This is a genomic window from Buchananella sp. 103232, from assembly GCF_058725725.1.
Window position 1 is genome coordinate 59,362 of sequence record NZ_JBZXJM010000014.1, and the last position, 16,650, is coordinate 76,011.

A 16,650-nucleotide genomic window follows, 5' to 3' on the forward strand; every position below is an offset into this window, starting at 1 on the left:
CTTCGCTAACCTCGTTGACATGGAGCAGCCGTCTAAGAGCGCAGTTCGTAAAGCCGGGTCACGGATCCGACAATCGGTGCAATCAGGAACGCCGCTGGACCAGGTCAAGGCGAGCCTCCCAATGGCAATTGTCTTGAACTACCGTGCATGCTTCAGCGAGCCCATGCGGAACGTCGCTACGGCGCTCAGTTTGCTACTAGATCAGTCGGGAACCTCCGGGACGGTGTCCTTCCGACTCAAGCGAGCGGAGACAATCATTGACAAGATTTCCAATCGAGAGTCCGGCTTGGATCTATCCCGAATGCAAGACATCGGTGGCTGCAGAGTGGTGCTGAACTCCCTTGGGGTGGACTCAGTCAGGAGCTTTGCAGATAAGGTGCTGGACCGTTGGCGTGACCAGGTCTTGTCCTATCGGGACTACTACCAGTCACCGCGCAGTTCCGGTTATCGCTCCATCCATATCGTCGTTCAAGAGATGGGGCTTCCGATCGAGATACAGCTCCGGTCTCTCCTTGCACACCAGTTTGCCCAGTTCGTCGAATCCGTGAGTCAACGCGACGGGATCAACTACAAGCAAGACGTACAGTCTCCCCAGCATGAGTTCTTCCAGGCGCTGTCCCACTTGATCGCAGACCTCGAAGAAACCCCCGGAGGTGAGCTGGTGCGTACCCAAGCACTCTCCTTGTTGAACGATCTACTCGAATCTAAACTAGATACGTTGGGAGGTGAGGCAGATGAGTGATGCCCTGAAGCAGTTCCTGTTGGTCTACGACCGCAAAGCAGATGACCTGGTCGAGTGCACCGAGTACGGCACCGATAACGAGGACGCTGTCTGCGCATACCGCGCGGCAGAGCTGTACTACCGGGAGCAGCCCTGGATGGACATCGTCCTGATTGGCTCAGACTCTCTCGAGACAGTGAAGAAGACGCACTCCACCTACTTCCCGGGCGCCTACCGACGCATCGTGCAGAGCATTACGGACCTGGACTCCTTCCTCACCAACTCGCAGACGCAAGCGCAGGGCAGCTAGCCGTCCTCGGTGCCTCGGGAAAACTGAACGTGCAATCTGCCTAATCTCGCCGTTGACACCTGAGAATGGTCAGCCGGGAGTGCCCCGGGGCGTCCACGCGGTCTTGCCGCGCGTCGTCACGGGGCGCTCCCGCTTACTTATCCGGAGCCCGGTCGAACCGGCCTCCCCGATCGGCGGTCAGGCCTTCTTCTTCATGCCCTTGAGGAGCAGCACGGACGCCGCGCTAACCACCACGCCCACCGCGATGGCGAGCACAAAGAACACGGCACTATCGATGGCGAAGAAGACGAAGATGCCTCCGTGCGGGGCGCGCGACTGCACGTCCAAGGCCATAGACAATCCACCGGTGACGGCACCGCCCAGCATCATCGAGGGGATGACGCGCAGCGGGTCGGCTGCGGCAAAGGGGATGGCGCCCTCGGAGATGAAGGAGGCACCCAGCAGCCAGGCGGCTGCGCCGTTCTCTCGTTCGACCGCGCTGAAGAGCTTGCCTCGCACGGCGGTGGCGAGCGCCATGGCCAGCGGCGGCACCATTCCTGCGGCCATGACCGCAGCCATGACGCGGAAGGAGGCGGCGTCGCCTGCGGCTAGGCCCGCGGTGGCGAAGGTGTAGGCGGTCTTGTTGACCGGACCGCCCAGGTCGAAGCACATCATCAGGCCCAGGATCACGCCCAGGACTACTACTGAGGCGCCGTCCAGAGAGTTCAGCCAGTTCGTCAGCGCCGTCATGAGGGCTGCCAGCGGGCGCCCCAGCACCATGTACATCAACCCACCGGCCACCAGGGATCCCAGCAGCGGGATGATCACCACCGGCATGAGGCCGGCCAGCCAGCGCGGGGGCTTAAAGCTGGAGAGCCACAGGCCGATTCCACCGGCCAGCAGACCGCCGACGATACCTCCCAGGAAGCCGGCGCCCACGGCGACGGCCACCGATCCGGCCACGAAGCCGGGGGCGATGCCGGGCCGGTCCGCCATGGCGAAGGCGATGTATCCGGCCAGCGCCGGGACCAGGAAGCCCATCGCTATGGCACCGATCTTGAAGAAGACCGCGCCCAGGTAGATCATCAGCCCGCCCTCGGGCAGGTTGGCGAAGCTGTTTTCGGCCACCACCTGGTCGGCGACGTCGGTGATGTCGTACCCGCCCAGCAGGAAGCCGAGCGCGATCAGCAGACCGCCGGCGGCCACGAACGGGATCATGTAGCTCACGCCGGTCATCAGGATCTGGCGCAGGCGCGTGCCCCAACCGGCGTTGGTCTCCGGCTTGACCTCGGCAGCACCCGCCCCGGCCGCGCCCTCGGCGGGCAGGCGGTAGCCGTTCGGGTCGTCGGCCATGGCCAGGGCCTCCTTGACCATCACCTCGGGCTCGTTGATGGCGCGCTTGACGCCGCTGACCACGGCCGCCTTGCCGACGAACCTCTCCTTGCCCTTCACGCCCACGTCGGTGGCCAGGATGACGGCGTCCGCCCCGGTGATCACCTCCGCCGGGATGCGATCTCCCTTGGCGCTGCCTTGCGTCTCCACCACCACTTCGACGCCCAGCTCCTTGCCGGCTCGCTCCAGCGACTCGGCGGCCATGTAGGTGTGGGCGATGCCGGTGGGACAGGCGGTGACGGCCACGATGCGGCGCAGCCTGCCGTCGCCGCCTCCCGCCTGCGGGGTGGACGACGCTGCCACCGCGCCCGCACTTGCCACCGCAGCCGCGCCGCTTCCCGCCGCCATCGCGGCAGCACCGGCCTCGACGCCCGCCGGCTGGGCCACGCGCTCGGGCTCCACCTGGGCGGTGACGATGGCCGCCACCTCCTCGGCGGAGGTGGCCGAGCGCAGCGCGCCGGTGAACTCCTTCTTCATCAGGCCGCGCGCCAGCTTGGCCAGCAGCTTGAGGTGGGCGTCGTCTGCGCCGTCCGGGGCGGCGATGAGGAACACCAGGTCTGCGGGGCCGTCCTTGGAACCAAAGTCCACCGGCTGGGCCAGCCGGGCAAAACCGAGCGAGGCCGTGTTCACGGCCGCCGACCGGCAGTGCGGGATGCCGATTCCACCGGGGATACCGGTGGGGGTGAGTTCCTCGCGGGCACGGGCGTCTCGGGCGAGCCCGGCCGCCTCAGCGCGGCCGGTTGCCGCCACGACCTTGGCGAGCTCGTCGATCACTTCCAGCTTGGTGGGCCCAAATGGTGCGTCCAGCACCACCAGTTCAGGGCTGATCAATGGTTGGGACATGGCTGATGCCTTCCTAGGTGGGACGTTTTGCGCTTCCGAAGCGCGAAGGGGATGCAGCTGGCAGCTGCGAAAGCCGGTGGGGAACCCGGCGGGCGCGCCGCAGGGGCGCGCGGGGTCAGTACAGCTGGGTCACCTCCGTACTCAGTTGGCCCGCGAGCACGGGGGTGGCCAGGCCGGTGCCGGGCTGGGCGGCGGCCGCAGCGCCGTAGGTGACGGCGGCGGACAGGCGGGCGGGAGCGTCGTCCCCCCGAGAAAGGGCGATCAGGTAGCCGGCCAGCGAGGAGTCGCCGGCGCCGACGGTGGAGGCCACCGTGATGTCGGGGCTGGTGGCGAACCAGGCGCCCTGCGCGGTCACCAGCACCGCGCCGGCCCCACCCAGTGTGGCCAGGACCGTCTCCACTCCCCGCTCGATGAGGGTGGAGGCCACGCGCGCCACCGGCAGGGGGTCACCGGCCTGGGCGGCCGCCTCCAGCTCGGTGCCGTCCACGCCAGCCAGCTGGGCCAGCTCCTCGCTGTTTGGCTTGATCAGGTGCGGGGCTGCCTGGGGAAGGCGGCTGGCAATGGCGGCCAGGGGCTCGTCGGAGGTGTCGACGGCCACCTTGACGCCCGCCGCCCGGGCAGTCTCCACCACGCCCGCGTACCAGTCCGGCTCCATGCCCGGGGGCAGCGAGCCGGCCAGCACCAGCCAGTCCAGGCCGAGCAGGCGCTGCTCGATAGCGGCGGCCAGGGCGGCGCTGAGCGCCGGGGTGAACGGGGCGCCGGCGCCGTTGATCTTGGTGGTCTTGCCGTCGGCGGAGGTCAGGGCGATGTTGATGCGGGCGGGCCCGGCCGCTGGGGAGAGGGCGTAGTCCAGCCCGAGGGCCGCCACCCCCTCCACCACCGGGTCGGAGTTCGCGGCGGGATGCTGCCCCGGGCCGGCCGGGACGGTCGGGGAGGTCAGCAGCGCGGTGACGGGCAGCCCGGCGCTGGCCAGCACGCGCGCGACGTTGATGCCCTTGCCGCCGGGCTGGTTGATCGAATCGACTACTCGGTGGACGCCCTCGGGCACCAGCGCGGATGCCAGGGCGAGGGTCTGGTCCTGGGACGGGTTTGGCGTGACGGTGAGGAACATTCTTCAAATATACGCACTCGATGTGATCTAGGACACCCTTTTCCGGGTCGTGGGCGGGTGGCCACACGGCATACTGGCGCCATGGCTATCGAGATCGCTGTTCAGGACCCGGCCGGCGCGCGCGTGGCGGCCCACGCGGGAGCGGATCGGGTGGAGCTGTGCACCGCGCTCGGCATTGGCGGGCTCACCCCGTCTACTGCGGCAGTTGAGCTGTGCGCTGCGCAGGGGATCGACGTGCACGCGCTGATCCGCTCGCGCGGCGGGGGCTTCGTGTTCAGCGCCGAGGAGGTTGAGCAGATGGCCCGCGAGGCCGCCCAGTGCGTGCGGGCGGGCGCGGTGGGCGTGGTGATCGGGGCCCTGCGGCCCGACGACACCCTGGACCTGCCGGCCCTGGAGCGGATCGCCGCCGCCGCCCGCGCCGTGGAACCCGGCGTGGCGATTACGCTGCACCGGGCCGCCGACGTCGCCCTCGCAGCCCAGTCCCACTCCCCCGGCCAGATCGTGTCAGCCTGCGCGGGCCTGGGCTTCGCGCGGATCCTTACCTCCGGCGGGGCCCCGGCCAGCGGCCAGGGACTGGAGGTGCTGGGGCAGCTGGCCCTTGCCGGGGTCGAATCGGGGGTGGAGATCCAGGCCGGTGGCGGGGTGAAGATCCAGGACTTTGCGTCGTTGGCGGCAGCGGGGGTTCCCAGTGCTCATCTATCTTGCCGGGCGGTGCGCGCGGACGCCGGCTCAGCGGGTCCCGGGGGCGGACCGGCCTCCTTCGACTACACGGACCCGGAGCTGGTGGAGGCCGCCGTGGCTGCGGCCACGGCGGCCGGGCTCACCGCCGCGAGGGCTTAGGACCCCGGCCGGGCCGGCGCTCAACTCGACGTTCGATCTTTCAACTCGACGTTCGCCTCCTCAACTCGACGTTCGCGACCGGGTAAACGTCTAGATTCACCGCCGAACGTCTAGATTCACCACCAAACGTCTAAACCGGATGCCTCGCCCTAGCAGCCCAGCCAACGCGCCTCCGGTACAGCCCACGCGCCCCGGCCGGGCCGGCGCTCAACTCGACGTTCGCCTCCTCAACTCGACGTTCGCCTCCTCAACTCGACGTTCGCGACCGGGTAAACGTCTAGATTCACCGCCGAACGTCTAGATTCACCACCAAACGTCTAAACCGGATGCCTCGCCCTAGCAGCCCAGCCAACGCGCCTCCGGCGCAGCCCACGCGCCCCGGCCGGGCCGGCGCTCAACTCGACGTTCGCCTCCTCAACTCGACGTTCGCCTCCTCAACTCGACGTTCGCGACCGGGTAAACGTCTAGATTCACCGCCGAACGTCTAGATTCACCACCAAACGTCTAAACCGGATGCCTCGCCCTAGCAGCCCAGCCAACGCGCCTCCGGTACAGCCCACGCGCCCCAGCGCGGGAACAGCGCGGGAACAGCGCGGGGGCGCGGTGCTCACCGGCACCGCGCCCCCCAACCTCGGCCTTCGCCGGGCCCGACCCGACGGGTCAGATCACGCCGTGGGCCAGCATCACGTCAGCCACGCGCTTGAAGCCGGCGATGTTGGCACCCAGCACATAGTCGCCGGGGCGGCCGTACTCCTCTGCGGTGGCGGCGCAGGAGTCGTGGATGTCGTCCATGATCGCGTCGAGCGCGGCCTCGGCCGTCTCGAAGGACCAGCGGGAGCGGGAGGAGTTCTGCTGCATCTCCAGGGCGGAGGTGCCCACGCCACCGGCGTTGGCGGCCTTGCCGGGGCCGAACAGCACGCCGGCACCCTGGAAGGCCTCTACGGCCTCCGGGGTGGAGGGCATGTTGGCGCCCTCAGAGACGGCAACAACGCCGTTCTTGATCAGCGTGGCGGCTGCGGCGCCGTCCAGCTCGTTCTGCGTGGCGGACGGGATGGCCACGTCGCAAGGCACGTCCCAGATGGAGCCGCCGGCCACGTACTGGACGGAGCCGCCCTTGCGCTCGGCGTACTCCTTGATGCGTCCGCGCTCGACTTCCTTGATCTGCTTGACGAGCTCCAGGTCTACCCCGGCCTCGTCCACGATGTAGCCGGCCGAGTCAGACAGAGCCACCACCTTGGCGCCGAGCGCCTGGGCCTTCTCGGTGGCGTAGATGGCCACGTTGCCGGAGCCGGAGACCACCACGCGGCGCCCCTCTAGGTCTTCGCCGCGCGTGGCGAGCATGTTCTTGGCGAAGCGCACCGCGCCGTATCCGGTGGCTTCGGTGCGCACCAGGGAGCCGCCCCAGGCCAGGCCCTTACCGGTGAGCACGCCGGCGTCGTAGGAGTTACGCAGGCGCTTGTACTGACCGAACATGTAGCCGATTTCGCGGGCGCCCACGCCGATGTCGCCGGCGGGCACGTCAGTGTTGGGGCCGATGTGGCGGGAGAGCTCGGTCATGAAGGACTGGCAAAAGCGCATGACCTCGGCGTCGGATCGGCCGTGCGGGTCGAAGTCGGAGCCGCCCTTGCCGCCGCCGATGCCCTGGTTGGTGAGGGCGTTCTTGAAGATCTGCTCGAAGCCGAGGAACTTGATGATGCCGCCGTTGACGGAGGGGTGGAAGCGGATGCCGCCCTTGTAGGGGCCGAGCGCGGAGTTGAACTCGACGCGGAAGCCGCGGTTGACGCGCACGTTGCCCTGGTCGTCCACCCAGGGGACGCGGAAGATGATCTGGCGCTCGGGCTCGACGATCCGGTCGATCAAGCCGGCCTCTGCGTAGTGGGGGTCCTTTTCGATTAGGGGGCTCAGGGAGGTGAGCACCTCGTGGACGGCCTGGTGGAACTCCACCTCTCCCTTGTTGCGGGAGACGACCGTGTCATATACGCCCTGCAGCAACTGGTGCATGGGCTGTCCCTTCTCACAGGCTCCAACCAGCGGAGCATTAGTTGAAACTTGCACCCAGCCGGTCCGCGTTCTGTGGCCGATTGCGCTGCCGCAGGACCCGGGTCGTCTTCGGCGCCGGGGAAAAGTCTGGCATAGCGCACCTGCTTGAGACTAGTTCGGCCAGCATTTGAAACGCTCTTTACCTTTGCGATCTTGGCCACCCCTGTCGCCCGGCCTCCCGCAGCTCGTGCTTTGTTGTCCGACGCTGCCGCCCTACCTCCCTCCCAGCCCGGCCGCCCGTCCCCTCGGCGCCCTTTTCCGCTGAGCCGCCCGGCCCGGGCATGGCAGTGGGGGCCGACGCTCCCTCACTCCAGCGAGAGGAACGTCGGCCCCCAATAGCGGCCTCGATGGCGGCCATAGCGACCTCGCCGGCGGCCCGGCTAAAACCGGTCCCGCCCTAGCGGTGGCTTAACTGCACGGGGCCAGGGGTTGCGCGGTGTCTTAGCCGAACAGGGCCGGCAGCGGGGCGGCCACGGCGGCGCGCAGCTCGGCCACGTCGATGGACTCCACGCCGCGGATCGCCAGCAGCTCACCACCGGTGGTGCCGATGCGCTGCGCCGGGACGCCGGCCGCGAAGGCGCGGTCCAGCACGGCGGCCACCTTGTCTTCTTCCACGGCCAGCAGCGCACGCGCGCCGGTCTCGGAGAAGAGCAGCTCGAAGGTGGAGACCTCGTCGCGGCCCTCCACCTTGGACAGGTCGAAGGAGCCACCCACGCCGTAGCGCACGCAGCCGTCCACCAGGGCTTGGGCCAGGCCGCCGGCGCTGAGGTCGTGGGAGGCGGCGGCCTCGCCGGCACGCACGGCACCGATCAGGACGTCGGCCAGCGCCTTCTCAGCCTTCAGGTCCACCTGCGGGGGGAAGCCGCCCAGGTGGCCGTGCACTGCGCGCGCCCAGGCGGAGCCGTCCAGCTCCGCGAAGGTCTCGCCCAGCAGGATCACGGCCAGGCCCTCGCGGTTCCAGCCGGAGGGGACCACCACGGAGACGTCGTCCAGCACGCCCAGCACGCCGACCACCGGGGTGGGGTTGATGGAGGAGTTGATCTGGCTCTTTTCCGCACCGGAGGAGTTGTAGAGCGAGACGTTTCCACCGGTGACGGGCACGCCCAGCTCCTCGCAGGCCTGTGCCAGACCGTGGATGGCCTCCACCAGCTGCCACATGGCGTCCGGGTCTTCCGGGGAGCCAAAGTTGAGGCAGTCGGTCACCGCCAGCGGGCGGGCGCCAACGGTGGCGACGTTGCGGTAGGCCTCCGCTAGTGCCTGGGCGGCACCGGTGCGCGGGTCCAGCTTGGCGAAACGGCCGTTGGCGTCCGTGGCGATGGCGACGCCACGGCCGGTGGACTCGTCCACGCGGATCACGCCGGCGTCGTCGGGCTGGGCCAGGGCGGTGGCGCCCTGCACAAAGCGGTCGTACTGGTCCGTCACCCAGGCGCAGGAGGCCTGGTTCGGGTCCGTGGCCACCTTCAGGATGGTCTCGCGCAGCGCGGCCTCGCCCTCGGGGCGCTCCAGGCGGTCGGTCGTGTCCGCCACCAGGGCGTCCTGCCAGGCCGGGCGGGCGTAGGGGCGGTCGTACTCCGGGCCGTCGTGGGCCACGGTCTTCGGGTCCACGTCAACGATCCGGTGGCCGTGGTGGTCGATCGTCAGGCGGCCGGTGCCGGTCACCTCACCGATCACGGCGGTCTCCACGTCCCACTTGGCGGTCACGGCCAGGAACTGCTCCAGCTTCTCTGGCTTGACCACGGCCATCATGCGCTCCTGAGACTCAGACATCAGGATCTCGCCGGCGGTCAGGGTGGGGTCGCGCAGCAGGACGTCGTCCAACCAGACGTGCATGCCGCCGTCGCCGTTGGAGGCCAGCTCTGAGGTGGCGCAGGAGATGCCGGCGGCACCCAGGTCCTGGATGCCCTCCACCAGGCCGGCGGCGAACAGCTCCAGGCAGCACTCGATGAGCACCTTCTCCATGAAGGGGTCACCCACCTGCACGCTCGGGCGCTTGGCGGGCATGCCGTCCTCGAAGCTCTCTGAGGCCAGGATGGAGGCGCCACCGATGCCGTCGCCGCCCGTGCGGGCGCCGAACAGCACCACCTTGTTGCCGGCGCCGGAGGCGTTGGCCAGGTGGATGTCCTCGTGGCGCAGCACGCCCACGCACAGGGCGTTGACCAGCGGGTTGCCCTGGTAGCAGGGGTCGAACTCGATCTCGCCGCCGATGTTGGGCAGGCCCAGGCAGTTGCCGTAGCCGCCCACGCCGGCCACCACGCCGTGCACCACGCGCGCCGTGTCCGGGTTGTCCACCGCGCCGAAGCGCAGCTGGTCCATCACGGCTACCGGGCGGGCGCCCATCGAGATGATGTCGCGCACAATGCCGCCCACGCCCGTGGCCGCGCCCTGGTAGGGCTCCACGAAGGAGGGGTGGTTGTGGGACTCGACCTTGAAGGTCACGGCCCAGCCGTCGCCGATGTCCACCACGCCGGCGTTCTCACCCATGCCCACCAGCAGGTGCTTCTTCATGTCCTCGGTGAGGTGCTTGCCGAAGGTGCGCAGGTGCTTCTTGGAGGACTTGTAGGAGCAGTGTTCAGACCACATCACGGAGTACATGGCCAGCTCGGCGTTGGTGGGGCGGCGCCCCAGCAGCTCGACGATGCGCTCGTACTCGTCCGGCTTCAGGCCCAGCTCCGCGTAGGGCATCTCCTGGCCGGGGGTGGCCGCGGCGTTCTCTACTGTGTCCGGCACGTGCTCGGTCTTCACAGCCTGCTCCTTGTTCTCGGTCATGCCGGTCTCGCTCATGCCGCACCCACCACGGAGCGCAGGACGGAGGTGAAAATGGCCAGGCCGTCGGTGCCCTGGCGGGGGCCGGTGGCGCCGTCGGGGCCAAAGCCGGCCTCCACGGCGTGCTCCGGGTGGGGCATGAGGCCAACCACGTTGCCGGCCTCGTTGCAGATGCCGGCGATGTCGTTGACGGAGCCGTTCGGGTTGACGTCCATGTAGCGGAAGACCACGCGGCCCTCACCCTCCAGGCGGGCGATGGTCTCAGCATCGGCCTGGAAGTTGCCTTCGCCGTTCTTCAGGGGCACCACGATCTCCTGGCCCACCTGGTAGTCGCCGGTCCACGCGGTGGAGGCGTTCTCGATGCGCAGCTTCTGCTCGCGGCAGATGAAACGCTGGTGGTCGTTGCGGATCAGGGCGCCGGGCAGCAGGTGGGCCTCGCAGAGCACCTGGAAGCCGTTGCAGATGCCGAGCACGGGCATGCCGGCCGCGGCGCGCTCCACCACGGTCTCCATGATGGGGGCGAAGCGGGCGATGGCGCCGCAGCGCAGGTAGTCACCGTGGGAGAAGCCACCGGGCACCACGACGGCGTCGACGCCAGTGAGGTCGGTGTCCTTGTGCCACAGGGCCACGGGGGTGCCCCCGGCCAGGCGCACGGCGCGGGCCGCGTCCCGGTCGTCCAGGGTGCCGGGGAAGGTGATGACGCCGACTCGCACGCCGGCCAACTCGCTGGTCACGGCCTGGTTCACTTGGCGTCCTCGACCAGCTCGTGCACGCTCACGACGTTCTCGATGATCGGGTTGGACAGCAGCTCCTGCGCAGCCTTCTTGGCGGCGGCCAGGGCTTCTTCGGTGACGGGGCCGTCCACGGTCAGTTCGAAGCGACGCCCCTGGCGCACGTCCGTGAAAACCTCGATACCCAGACGGGGCAGGGCGCCGCGCACGGCCTTCCCCTGCGGGTCCAGAATCTCCGGCTTGGGCATTACCTCAACGACGATCTTTCCCATGCGTTCCTCACATTGAACTGGGGGTGGGCAGTAAGGCCCAGTTTAGCCAGGAATCGCGCCCGTTTTGGGGGCCCATCCAGGCAATGGAGTGCGCCACTTTCGCTCCCGGCGCGGCGGTGTGAGCGCCGTCGCTTCCGGCAGGGTTGGTGGGGGTGGTTGCCGACGCTGCCGCGCCTACCTGCGGCGAAATCCCGGGCGCCTGGCGCGCCTGCCGCTACCGCGCGGGGCTGGGCGGTGTGAGCGGCGCCTCGCCGGGCGGAAGCAGGAGGGAATGGGGTGGGGCGGCAGCGTCGTCCACCTGGGGAGGAAGGAGGCCGGGCTGGCACGGCTGGTGGGTTGGCCGGGCTGGGGGCGGGTGAAAGGATGGGGGCATGACTGACTCGCCGCTCGCCATCCCTGCCCCGCCGGTCATTGAGGGCTGGCGCCACGTCTATTCCGGCAAGGTGCGCGACCTGTACGAGCCCGAGCCGGGCACGCGCAGCGACGACGCCGTGCTGGTGGTGGCCTCTGACCGGATCAGCGCGTTCGATTACATCCTGCCTACGCCGATCCCGGACAAGGGCAAGATCCTCACCGCGATGAGCCTGTGGTGGTTCGAGCAGCTGGAGGGGATCGTGGCCAACCACGTCATCTCCACCGATGTGCCTGAGGTTGTGGCCGGGCGCGCGATGATCTGCCACCGCCTGGAGATGGTGCCGGTGGAGTGCGTGGTGCGCGGCTACCTGACCGGGTCCGGGCTGGTGGAGTACAACGCCGGGCGCGAGGTGTGCGGTATCCCCCTGCCGGACGGGCTGGTGGAGGCCTCCCGGCTGCCGGCGGCGATCTTCACGCCGGCCACCAAGGCGGCCGTGGGCGACCACGACGAGAACGTGTCTTACGAGGTCGTGGCGCAGAGCGTGGGCGAGGACGTGGCGCGGGCGCTGCGCGAGACGTCGATTGCGGTCTACGAGCGGGCCGCCCAGCTGGCTGCGGCGCGCGGGATCATCCTGGCGGACACGAAGTTCGAGTTCGGGTTCCTGCCTGGGGCCGTCCTGGAGTCTGGCGGCGCGAAGGGCGGGGCTTCGGCAGGCGGGGCTTCGGCAGGCGGGCCGGGCGGCGCGGAGGGCGCGCTGATTCTGGGCGATGAGGTGTTGACGCCGGATTCGTCGCGGTTCTGGCCGGCCGACCAGTGGGAGCCGGGGCGGGTGACGCCCAGCTTCGACAAGCAGTACGTGCGCGACTGGCTGCGCTCCCCGGAGGCCGGGTGGGACCGCGCCGGGGGCGCGCTCCCGCCGGAGCTGCCGGCCGAGGTGGTGGAGCGCACGCGCCAGCGTTACATCGAGGCTTACCAGACGCTGACGGGCAGGGTCTTCCAGGGCTGAGCGGCCCGGGAAGGTGGCTGTGGGGGCCGGGGGATGCACATCCCCCGGCCCCAGCTGTAACGCCTACTGTCGCCTACTGACTCATTTTGGTGTTACAGCATGCGACAGTAGATGTGACAGTAGAGGGCGGATCGTTGCAATTCCAACGAATCGCGGCTCCGCTACTGACTCATACTGTAACAATGTTACAGTAGGTGAGTGCCGTCACACGAAGTAGACTCAGCCCTAGCCAAAGCGGGAGCCGAGCTTGTCACCTCCCTCAGCACGATCGCTGAGGACCAATGGTTTGATCGCAAGTCCGGCCGCATTGCAGCAAAGGACCTAGCCCGCCCACTCATCGCGTTCGCCAATGCTGAGGGCGGGACGATTGTGGTCGGAATTAACAACGCAGCCGTAGACGGCGTTTCCACAGAGCTCGAGAACTCTATTCGGCAAGCCCCTATCGACTTTACTGTTCCACCTGTCCGCGCTCGCTTCGACGCCAGGGACGTCGAAGGCAAGAGGATTCTGATTGTGCGCGTTGAGCCCAGCGACACCGTGCATACCAATCAGGCAGGAGACTGCTTCCTCCGGATCGGCGACGAGTCCCGCAAGCTCAACCTGGCCGAGCAGACGGAACTCACTTACGACAGAGGCGGCGGGCCTTTCGAGGCTACGGTCGCCCAGATCTCGGTTGCCGACCTGGACCAGCAGCAACTTGAGGCCTATCGAACGACCATCGGCTCCTCCTCAGTTCAAGAAATGCTTGCCGCCCGGGACCTAGTCAACCGCCGCAGTGAGCTCACTATTGCCGCCGAGCTCTTGTTTGACGAGCGGCCACAGCGGGACTTCCCAAGCGCATACGTTCGAGTGCTGCGTTACGACGGAGACACACGGGAGGTGGGGGCGCGCATGAACCTCCTCCACGACTCCCGTATTGAGGGCTCCATCCCGGAGCAGATCAACAACGCTGCAGCAGAAATCGAGCGACTTGTGCCACGCCACAAGCGGCTGGTGGCATCTGGACGCTTCGAGCCAGTGCCCATCATTCCTAGAGATGCGTGGCTGGAGGGGCTCGTCAACGCAGTGGTGCACCGCTCCTACAGCACCATGGGCGACCACATACGAGTCGACATCTTTGACCACCGCATTGAGATCTCATCCCCAGGCCGCTTCCCGGGTCTAGTCGATCCCTCCAAGCCACTTGCCATCTCCCGTTACGCTCGCAATCCCCGGATAGCACGCGTGTGCGCCGACCTTGGCATCACTCGCGAACTAGGAGAGGGAATCAAGCGCATCTTCGAAGAGATGAAGATGCGTGGACTTACCGATCCCATCTATCGGCAGTCTTCTTCTTCCGTGACTCTTACTTTGAGCGGCACCCCGGCCACAAACCCGGACGCGCTGAAGTCGCTGACCAAGAGCGCACACACGGTACTTGAAGCGATGCGGCTGGCTGGTAAGCCTTTGAGCACGGGTCAGGTCGCGGAGCTAGCCGGAATTGCGCGCGCCACAGCGGGCCGGGCACTGCAAAGCCTCGTGGAGGCCGGTCTTGTGCAGTGGCATGGCGTCTCCCCTCAAGACCCGAACGCAACCTGGCGGCTGCTGTAACACCTACTGTCACCTACTGACTCATTTTGGTGTTACAGCATGCGACAGTAGATGTGACAGTAGAGGGCGGATCGTTGCAATTCCAACGAATCGCGGCGGCGCTACTGACTCATACTGTAACAATGTTACAGTAGGTGATGCGCGTCATATCGACGCTGGATCAATGCCCCATCCTTGGATGCCATGGCAACAACACTTGCCATAACCGGCCACTATGTAAAGAATAGTTGCCACCAGCTCCATTGGAGGATCCGTGTCGCCCAACTTCCATCCACGAACCGAGCGCCTGCTAGCGACCGTTGGCCCCAATCTGCGCGTGTGGCGCAAGGCCCAGGGCTTGACGGCCACGCAGGTTGCGGACCGTGCGGGCATCTCTAGGCCAACTCTGCGGGTGATCGAGACCGAGCCCGAGCGCGCTTCGTTCGGAAACCTACTGGCAGTGGCGTCAGTCCTGGGACTCGACGACGCCCTGGTGGCATCGCTGGACCCGGTAGAAAGCGCGCGCGGCAAGGCACTACTCAAATCACTTGCGGACACAAGGGAGTGACCATCGTGCGCGAGCAGCTCGAGGTGCACTGGACGGGGGAAACCGGGGCTACCCGGCACGTGGGAACGCTCAGACTCCACGGCTGGGCCCAAGCCCATGAGTTCACTTACGCTTCAACGTGGCTCGCCGAGGGTTTCAGCATCGGCGAAGGGATGCCGCTGGTCAGCGGACCACTCTCTCCACCGGGCGGGCTGCTCACATTCGGAGTATTTGACGACTCCGGCCCAGATGCGTGGGGACGCCAGGTTGTTCAGCGCGCACGCTCAGTGTCGGAGTGGGGGAACTCGGTGGGACTCTTGTCCGAAACCCCGGACCTGCCCCGGCAGGGGGCGCTACGTTTTTCCGATTCGGTCGATGGCCCTTTCCTCCGGGAAATCGAGGAGTCCAGTTTCCCCGCAGGCATTGACACCCTTTCTGCTATCCAGGCAGACATTTCCTCCTTCGTTAATGGGAGCGACGATCCAGCCCTGTTGCGTCGACTCTTTGCGGGCTCAAGCAGTCAAGGCGGGGCACGGCCCAAATCGGCAGTGATCTCGACCGACGGCAGGCTACTGATTGCGAAGTTCCCGGCAGAGTCTGACAGGTACGACGTTCAGGCCTGCGAGGCCGTAGCCCTTTCGATTGCTAGGGAAACGGGGTTACCGACTCCTGCGTTCCAGCTCGAAAGGCTGGACGAGAACCGGAGCGTCTTACTACTGGAGCGCTTTGACCGTACCGACCAGGGCAGACTCGGATATCAGTCGATGCGCACGGCCAGCGGAATGGGACCGTACGAAGAGTTCAACTACAAGATGGCTGTGAGCACGGCACGGCGCCTTGCCGGGAAGACTGCCGCGCTAAGTATGGTGACGGCCGCCGCGCTCGCAATCTGCGTGAACAACTTTGACGACCACGCCCGCAACTTCGGCTTCTTGCGCCAGGCGGGCACTTGGCGGCTGGCGCCGATGTTCGACGTTGTGCCTTTCCCATATCAGGAGAGCGGGACGCCACTGCTTTTGGGCGAAGACCATCGCAGCCTGGAGCAGCTCCTCGACATCGACTGGGGACTACCCCGCCAGCTGGTGCTCGAGGCGGTTACCCGCGTGGCCGAGGTGGCTTGGCACGCCTGGGACGACGCGCCCAGCCGCTTCGGCCTGGCAGAGGACCAGGCCGTGCGCATGCGGGACTTCCTGCGGGCCAGGTGCGACTACGAGACCGTGCTACGCGCGGACGGACCACGTTTTCCGAGACGCTGACCCGTCTGCGGTGCCAGACTGGGCCGCACGCACTGTCGATCATTGCCCCCGACTTCGAGGAGAGGACTTGAAGAGCCCAGCCGATCTGATCCTGAAAATGCACTGGATTGGCGTTCACCCAACCCCTAACTGGGCGCTGAAAACATACCTCGACGTCTTCGATCAGCACTTCCCCGAGTTAGCCCCACACCAGTGGGGCCGCCCCAAAAAGACACTGGACACTGCGGCGAGAAAAATCCTACTCGCCGAAAAACTTCCCGACATCTACATTCGCCTCTGGCATCGCCGGTTCATGAAACTAGCCAGTATCGACTTCCCATTTAGGGTAGAGCATGAAACACTTAAGATAATCCCTGACGCATCCTTAACATATAGCATCAACTGCCTACTAAAGCTCCCCATGAAGTCACTTGAGTCGGACCTCAATAGCGCCGAGCAACTGCTCGTGAAGATGGCCGATGCGCTCGGCGCAGAGCTTGCAGTCTGCTATAAGTACGAGGACATAGTGGGTGAGGGCATTTCAAATAAAGAGTTCACTAGGTTGATGCGCTTAGAAAACAGCTACTATCACGGTGCCAGTATTTACGGCTTGCCAGAGCAGCCCACCTGGCTACTCTGGCTCGGGGAGCGTTTCTCTACTCAAATGGATGAGTGGCTGCGAGACTCCACCCCGGTCGATTGGGTGGTACGACAGACAGAACAGGGCACATTCGTAAAAATAAGTTCCGAGCCCACGTCACCAACAGAACAACCTAAAACGTGGTTCCCGCGCACATACCTGCCCAGGCGGACTATCTTCGGCAACGTCAAGCCTGCCAAGACACTCCCTCAACTCGCCCGGGTGTACGGAAAGTCAAAACAGTAAGCTGCCTCAGCATCCTTAGCGCTATCTCCCAAACGGGTCTGACGCAATTC

The 16,650-nt window shown here is 66.7% G+C and carries 14 protein-coding genes; 8 read left to right on the forward strand and 6 right to left on the reverse strand.

Annotation, left to right across the window (positions count from 1 at the left end):
* The first annotated feature begins 19 nt into the window (after positions 1–19).
* Both AC4PWQ_RS02305 and AC4PWQ_RS02310 read left to right on the forward strand, forming a co-directional pair.
* On the forward strand, positions 20–742 hold the full coding sequence (locus AC4PWQ_RS02305; RefSeq protein WP_492089659.1) for a RelA/SpoT-related domain-containing protein: 723 nt from the start codon (positions 20–22) through the stop codon (positions 740–742).
* Positions 735–1,031 (forward strand): hypothetical protein, encoded by a 297-nt coding sequence (locus AC4PWQ_RS02310; RefSeq protein WP_371174578.1) that lies wholly within the window; start codon positions 735–737, stop codon positions 1,029–1,031. The genes AC4PWQ_RS02305 and AC4PWQ_RS02310 overlap by 8 nt, the downstream gene beginning before the upstream one ends.
* Before the next feature lie 177 nt (positions 1,032–1,208).
* Here AC4PWQ_RS02310 and AC4PWQ_RS02315 read toward each other — a convergent pair whose 3' ends face one another.
* Both AC4PWQ_RS02315 and AC4PWQ_RS02320 read right to left on the reverse strand, forming a co-directional pair.
* Positions 1,209–3,245 (reverse strand): PTS fructose transporter subunit IIABC, encoded by a 2,037-nt coding sequence (locus AC4PWQ_RS02315; RefSeq protein WP_492089660.1) that lies wholly within the window; start codon positions 3,243–3,245, stop codon positions 1,209–1,211.
* A 115-nt stretch (positions 3,246–3,360) separates the two neighbouring features.
* The gene (locus AC4PWQ_RS02320; RefSeq protein ID WP_492089661.1) at positions 3,361–4,356 is read right to left on the reverse strand and encodes a 1-phosphofructokinase family hexose kinase; all 996 of its coding nucleotides are present in this window, start codon (positions 4,354–4,356) and stop codon (positions 3,361–3,363) included.
* Positions 4,357–4,437: 81 nt separating this feature from the next.
* Here AC4PWQ_RS02320 and AC4PWQ_RS02325 point away from each other — a divergent pair, with 81 nt between their 5' ends.
* Positions 4,438–5,196, forward strand: a complete 759-nt coding sequence (locus tag AC4PWQ_RS02325; RefSeq protein WP_492089662.1) for a copper homeostasis protein CutC — start codon at positions 4,438–4,440, stop codon at positions 5,194–5,196.
* A 660-nt stretch (positions 5,197–5,856) separates the two neighbouring features.
* Here the strand turns inward: AC4PWQ_RS02325 and gdhA are convergent.
* The 4 genes from gdhA to purS form a co-directional block, all read right to left on the reverse strand.
* Positions 5,857–7,197, reverse strand: a complete 1,341-nt coding sequence (gene gdhA, locus AC4PWQ_RS02330; RefSeq protein ID WP_371151422.1) for an NADP-specific glutamate dehydrogenase — start codon at positions 7,195–7,197, stop codon at positions 5,857–5,859.
* A 480-nt stretch (positions 7,198–7,677) separates the two neighbouring features.
* A complete protein-coding gene (purL, locus tag AC4PWQ_RS02335; protein ID WP_492089663.1) occupies positions 7,678–10,017 on the reverse strand; it encodes a phosphoribosylformylglycinamidine synthase subunit PurL in 2,340 nt (779 codons plus the stop codon).
* Positions 10,014–10,745 carry a phosphoribosylformylglycinamidine synthase subunit PurQ gene (gene purQ / locus AC4PWQ_RS02340; RefSeq protein WP_371151420.1) on the reverse strand — a complete coding sequence of 244 codons (732 nt, stop codon included), beginning with the start codon at positions 10,743–10,745 and terminating at the stop codon, positions 10,014–10,016. Before purQ ends, purL begins: the two co-directional genes overlap by 4 nt.
* A complete protein-coding gene (purS, locus tag AC4PWQ_RS02345; protein WP_371151419.1) occupies positions 10,742–11,002 on the reverse strand; it encodes a phosphoribosylformylglycinamidine synthase subunit PurS in 261 nt (86 codons plus the stop codon). Before purS ends, purQ begins: the two co-directional genes overlap by 4 nt.
* 371 nt (positions 11,003–11,373) lie before the next feature.
* Between purS and AC4PWQ_RS02350 the strand changes: the two genes are divergently transcribed.
* From AC4PWQ_RS02350 to AC4PWQ_RS02370, 5 genes are all read left to right on the forward strand, one after another.
* Positions 11,374–12,363, forward strand: a complete 990-nt coding sequence (locus tag AC4PWQ_RS02350) for a phosphoribosylaminoimidazolesuccinocarboxamide synthase (RefSeq protein ID WP_492089664.1) — start codon at positions 11,374–11,376, stop codon at positions 12,361–12,363.
* 198 nt (positions 12,364–12,561) lie between these two features.
* On the forward strand, positions 12,562–13,953 hold the full coding sequence (locus tag AC4PWQ_RS02355; protein ID WP_371151417.1) for an ATP-binding protein: 1,392 nt from the start codon (positions 12,562–12,564) through the stop codon (positions 13,951–13,953).
* A 253-nt stretch (positions 13,954–14,206) separates the two neighbouring features.
* Positions 14,207–14,500 carry a helix-turn-helix domain-containing protein gene (locus tag AC4PWQ_RS02360; RefSeq protein WP_371174584.1) on the forward strand — a complete coding sequence of 98 codons (294 nt, stop codon included), beginning with the start codon at positions 14,207–14,209 and terminating at the stop codon, positions 14,498–14,500.
* Positions 14,501–14,559: 59 nt separating this feature from the next.
* Positions 14,560–15,735, forward strand: a complete 1,176-nt coding sequence (locus AC4PWQ_RS02365) for a type II toxin-antitoxin system HipA family toxin (RefSeq protein WP_492089679.1) — start codon at positions 14,560–14,562, stop codon at positions 15,733–15,735.
* Between the two features lie 67 nt (positions 15,736–15,802).
* Positions 15,803–16,600, forward strand: a complete 798-nt coding sequence (locus AC4PWQ_RS02370; RefSeq protein ID WP_492089665.1) for a hypothetical protein — start codon at positions 15,803–15,805, stop codon at positions 16,598–16,600.
* Positions 16,601–16,650: the final 50 nt, after the last annotated feature.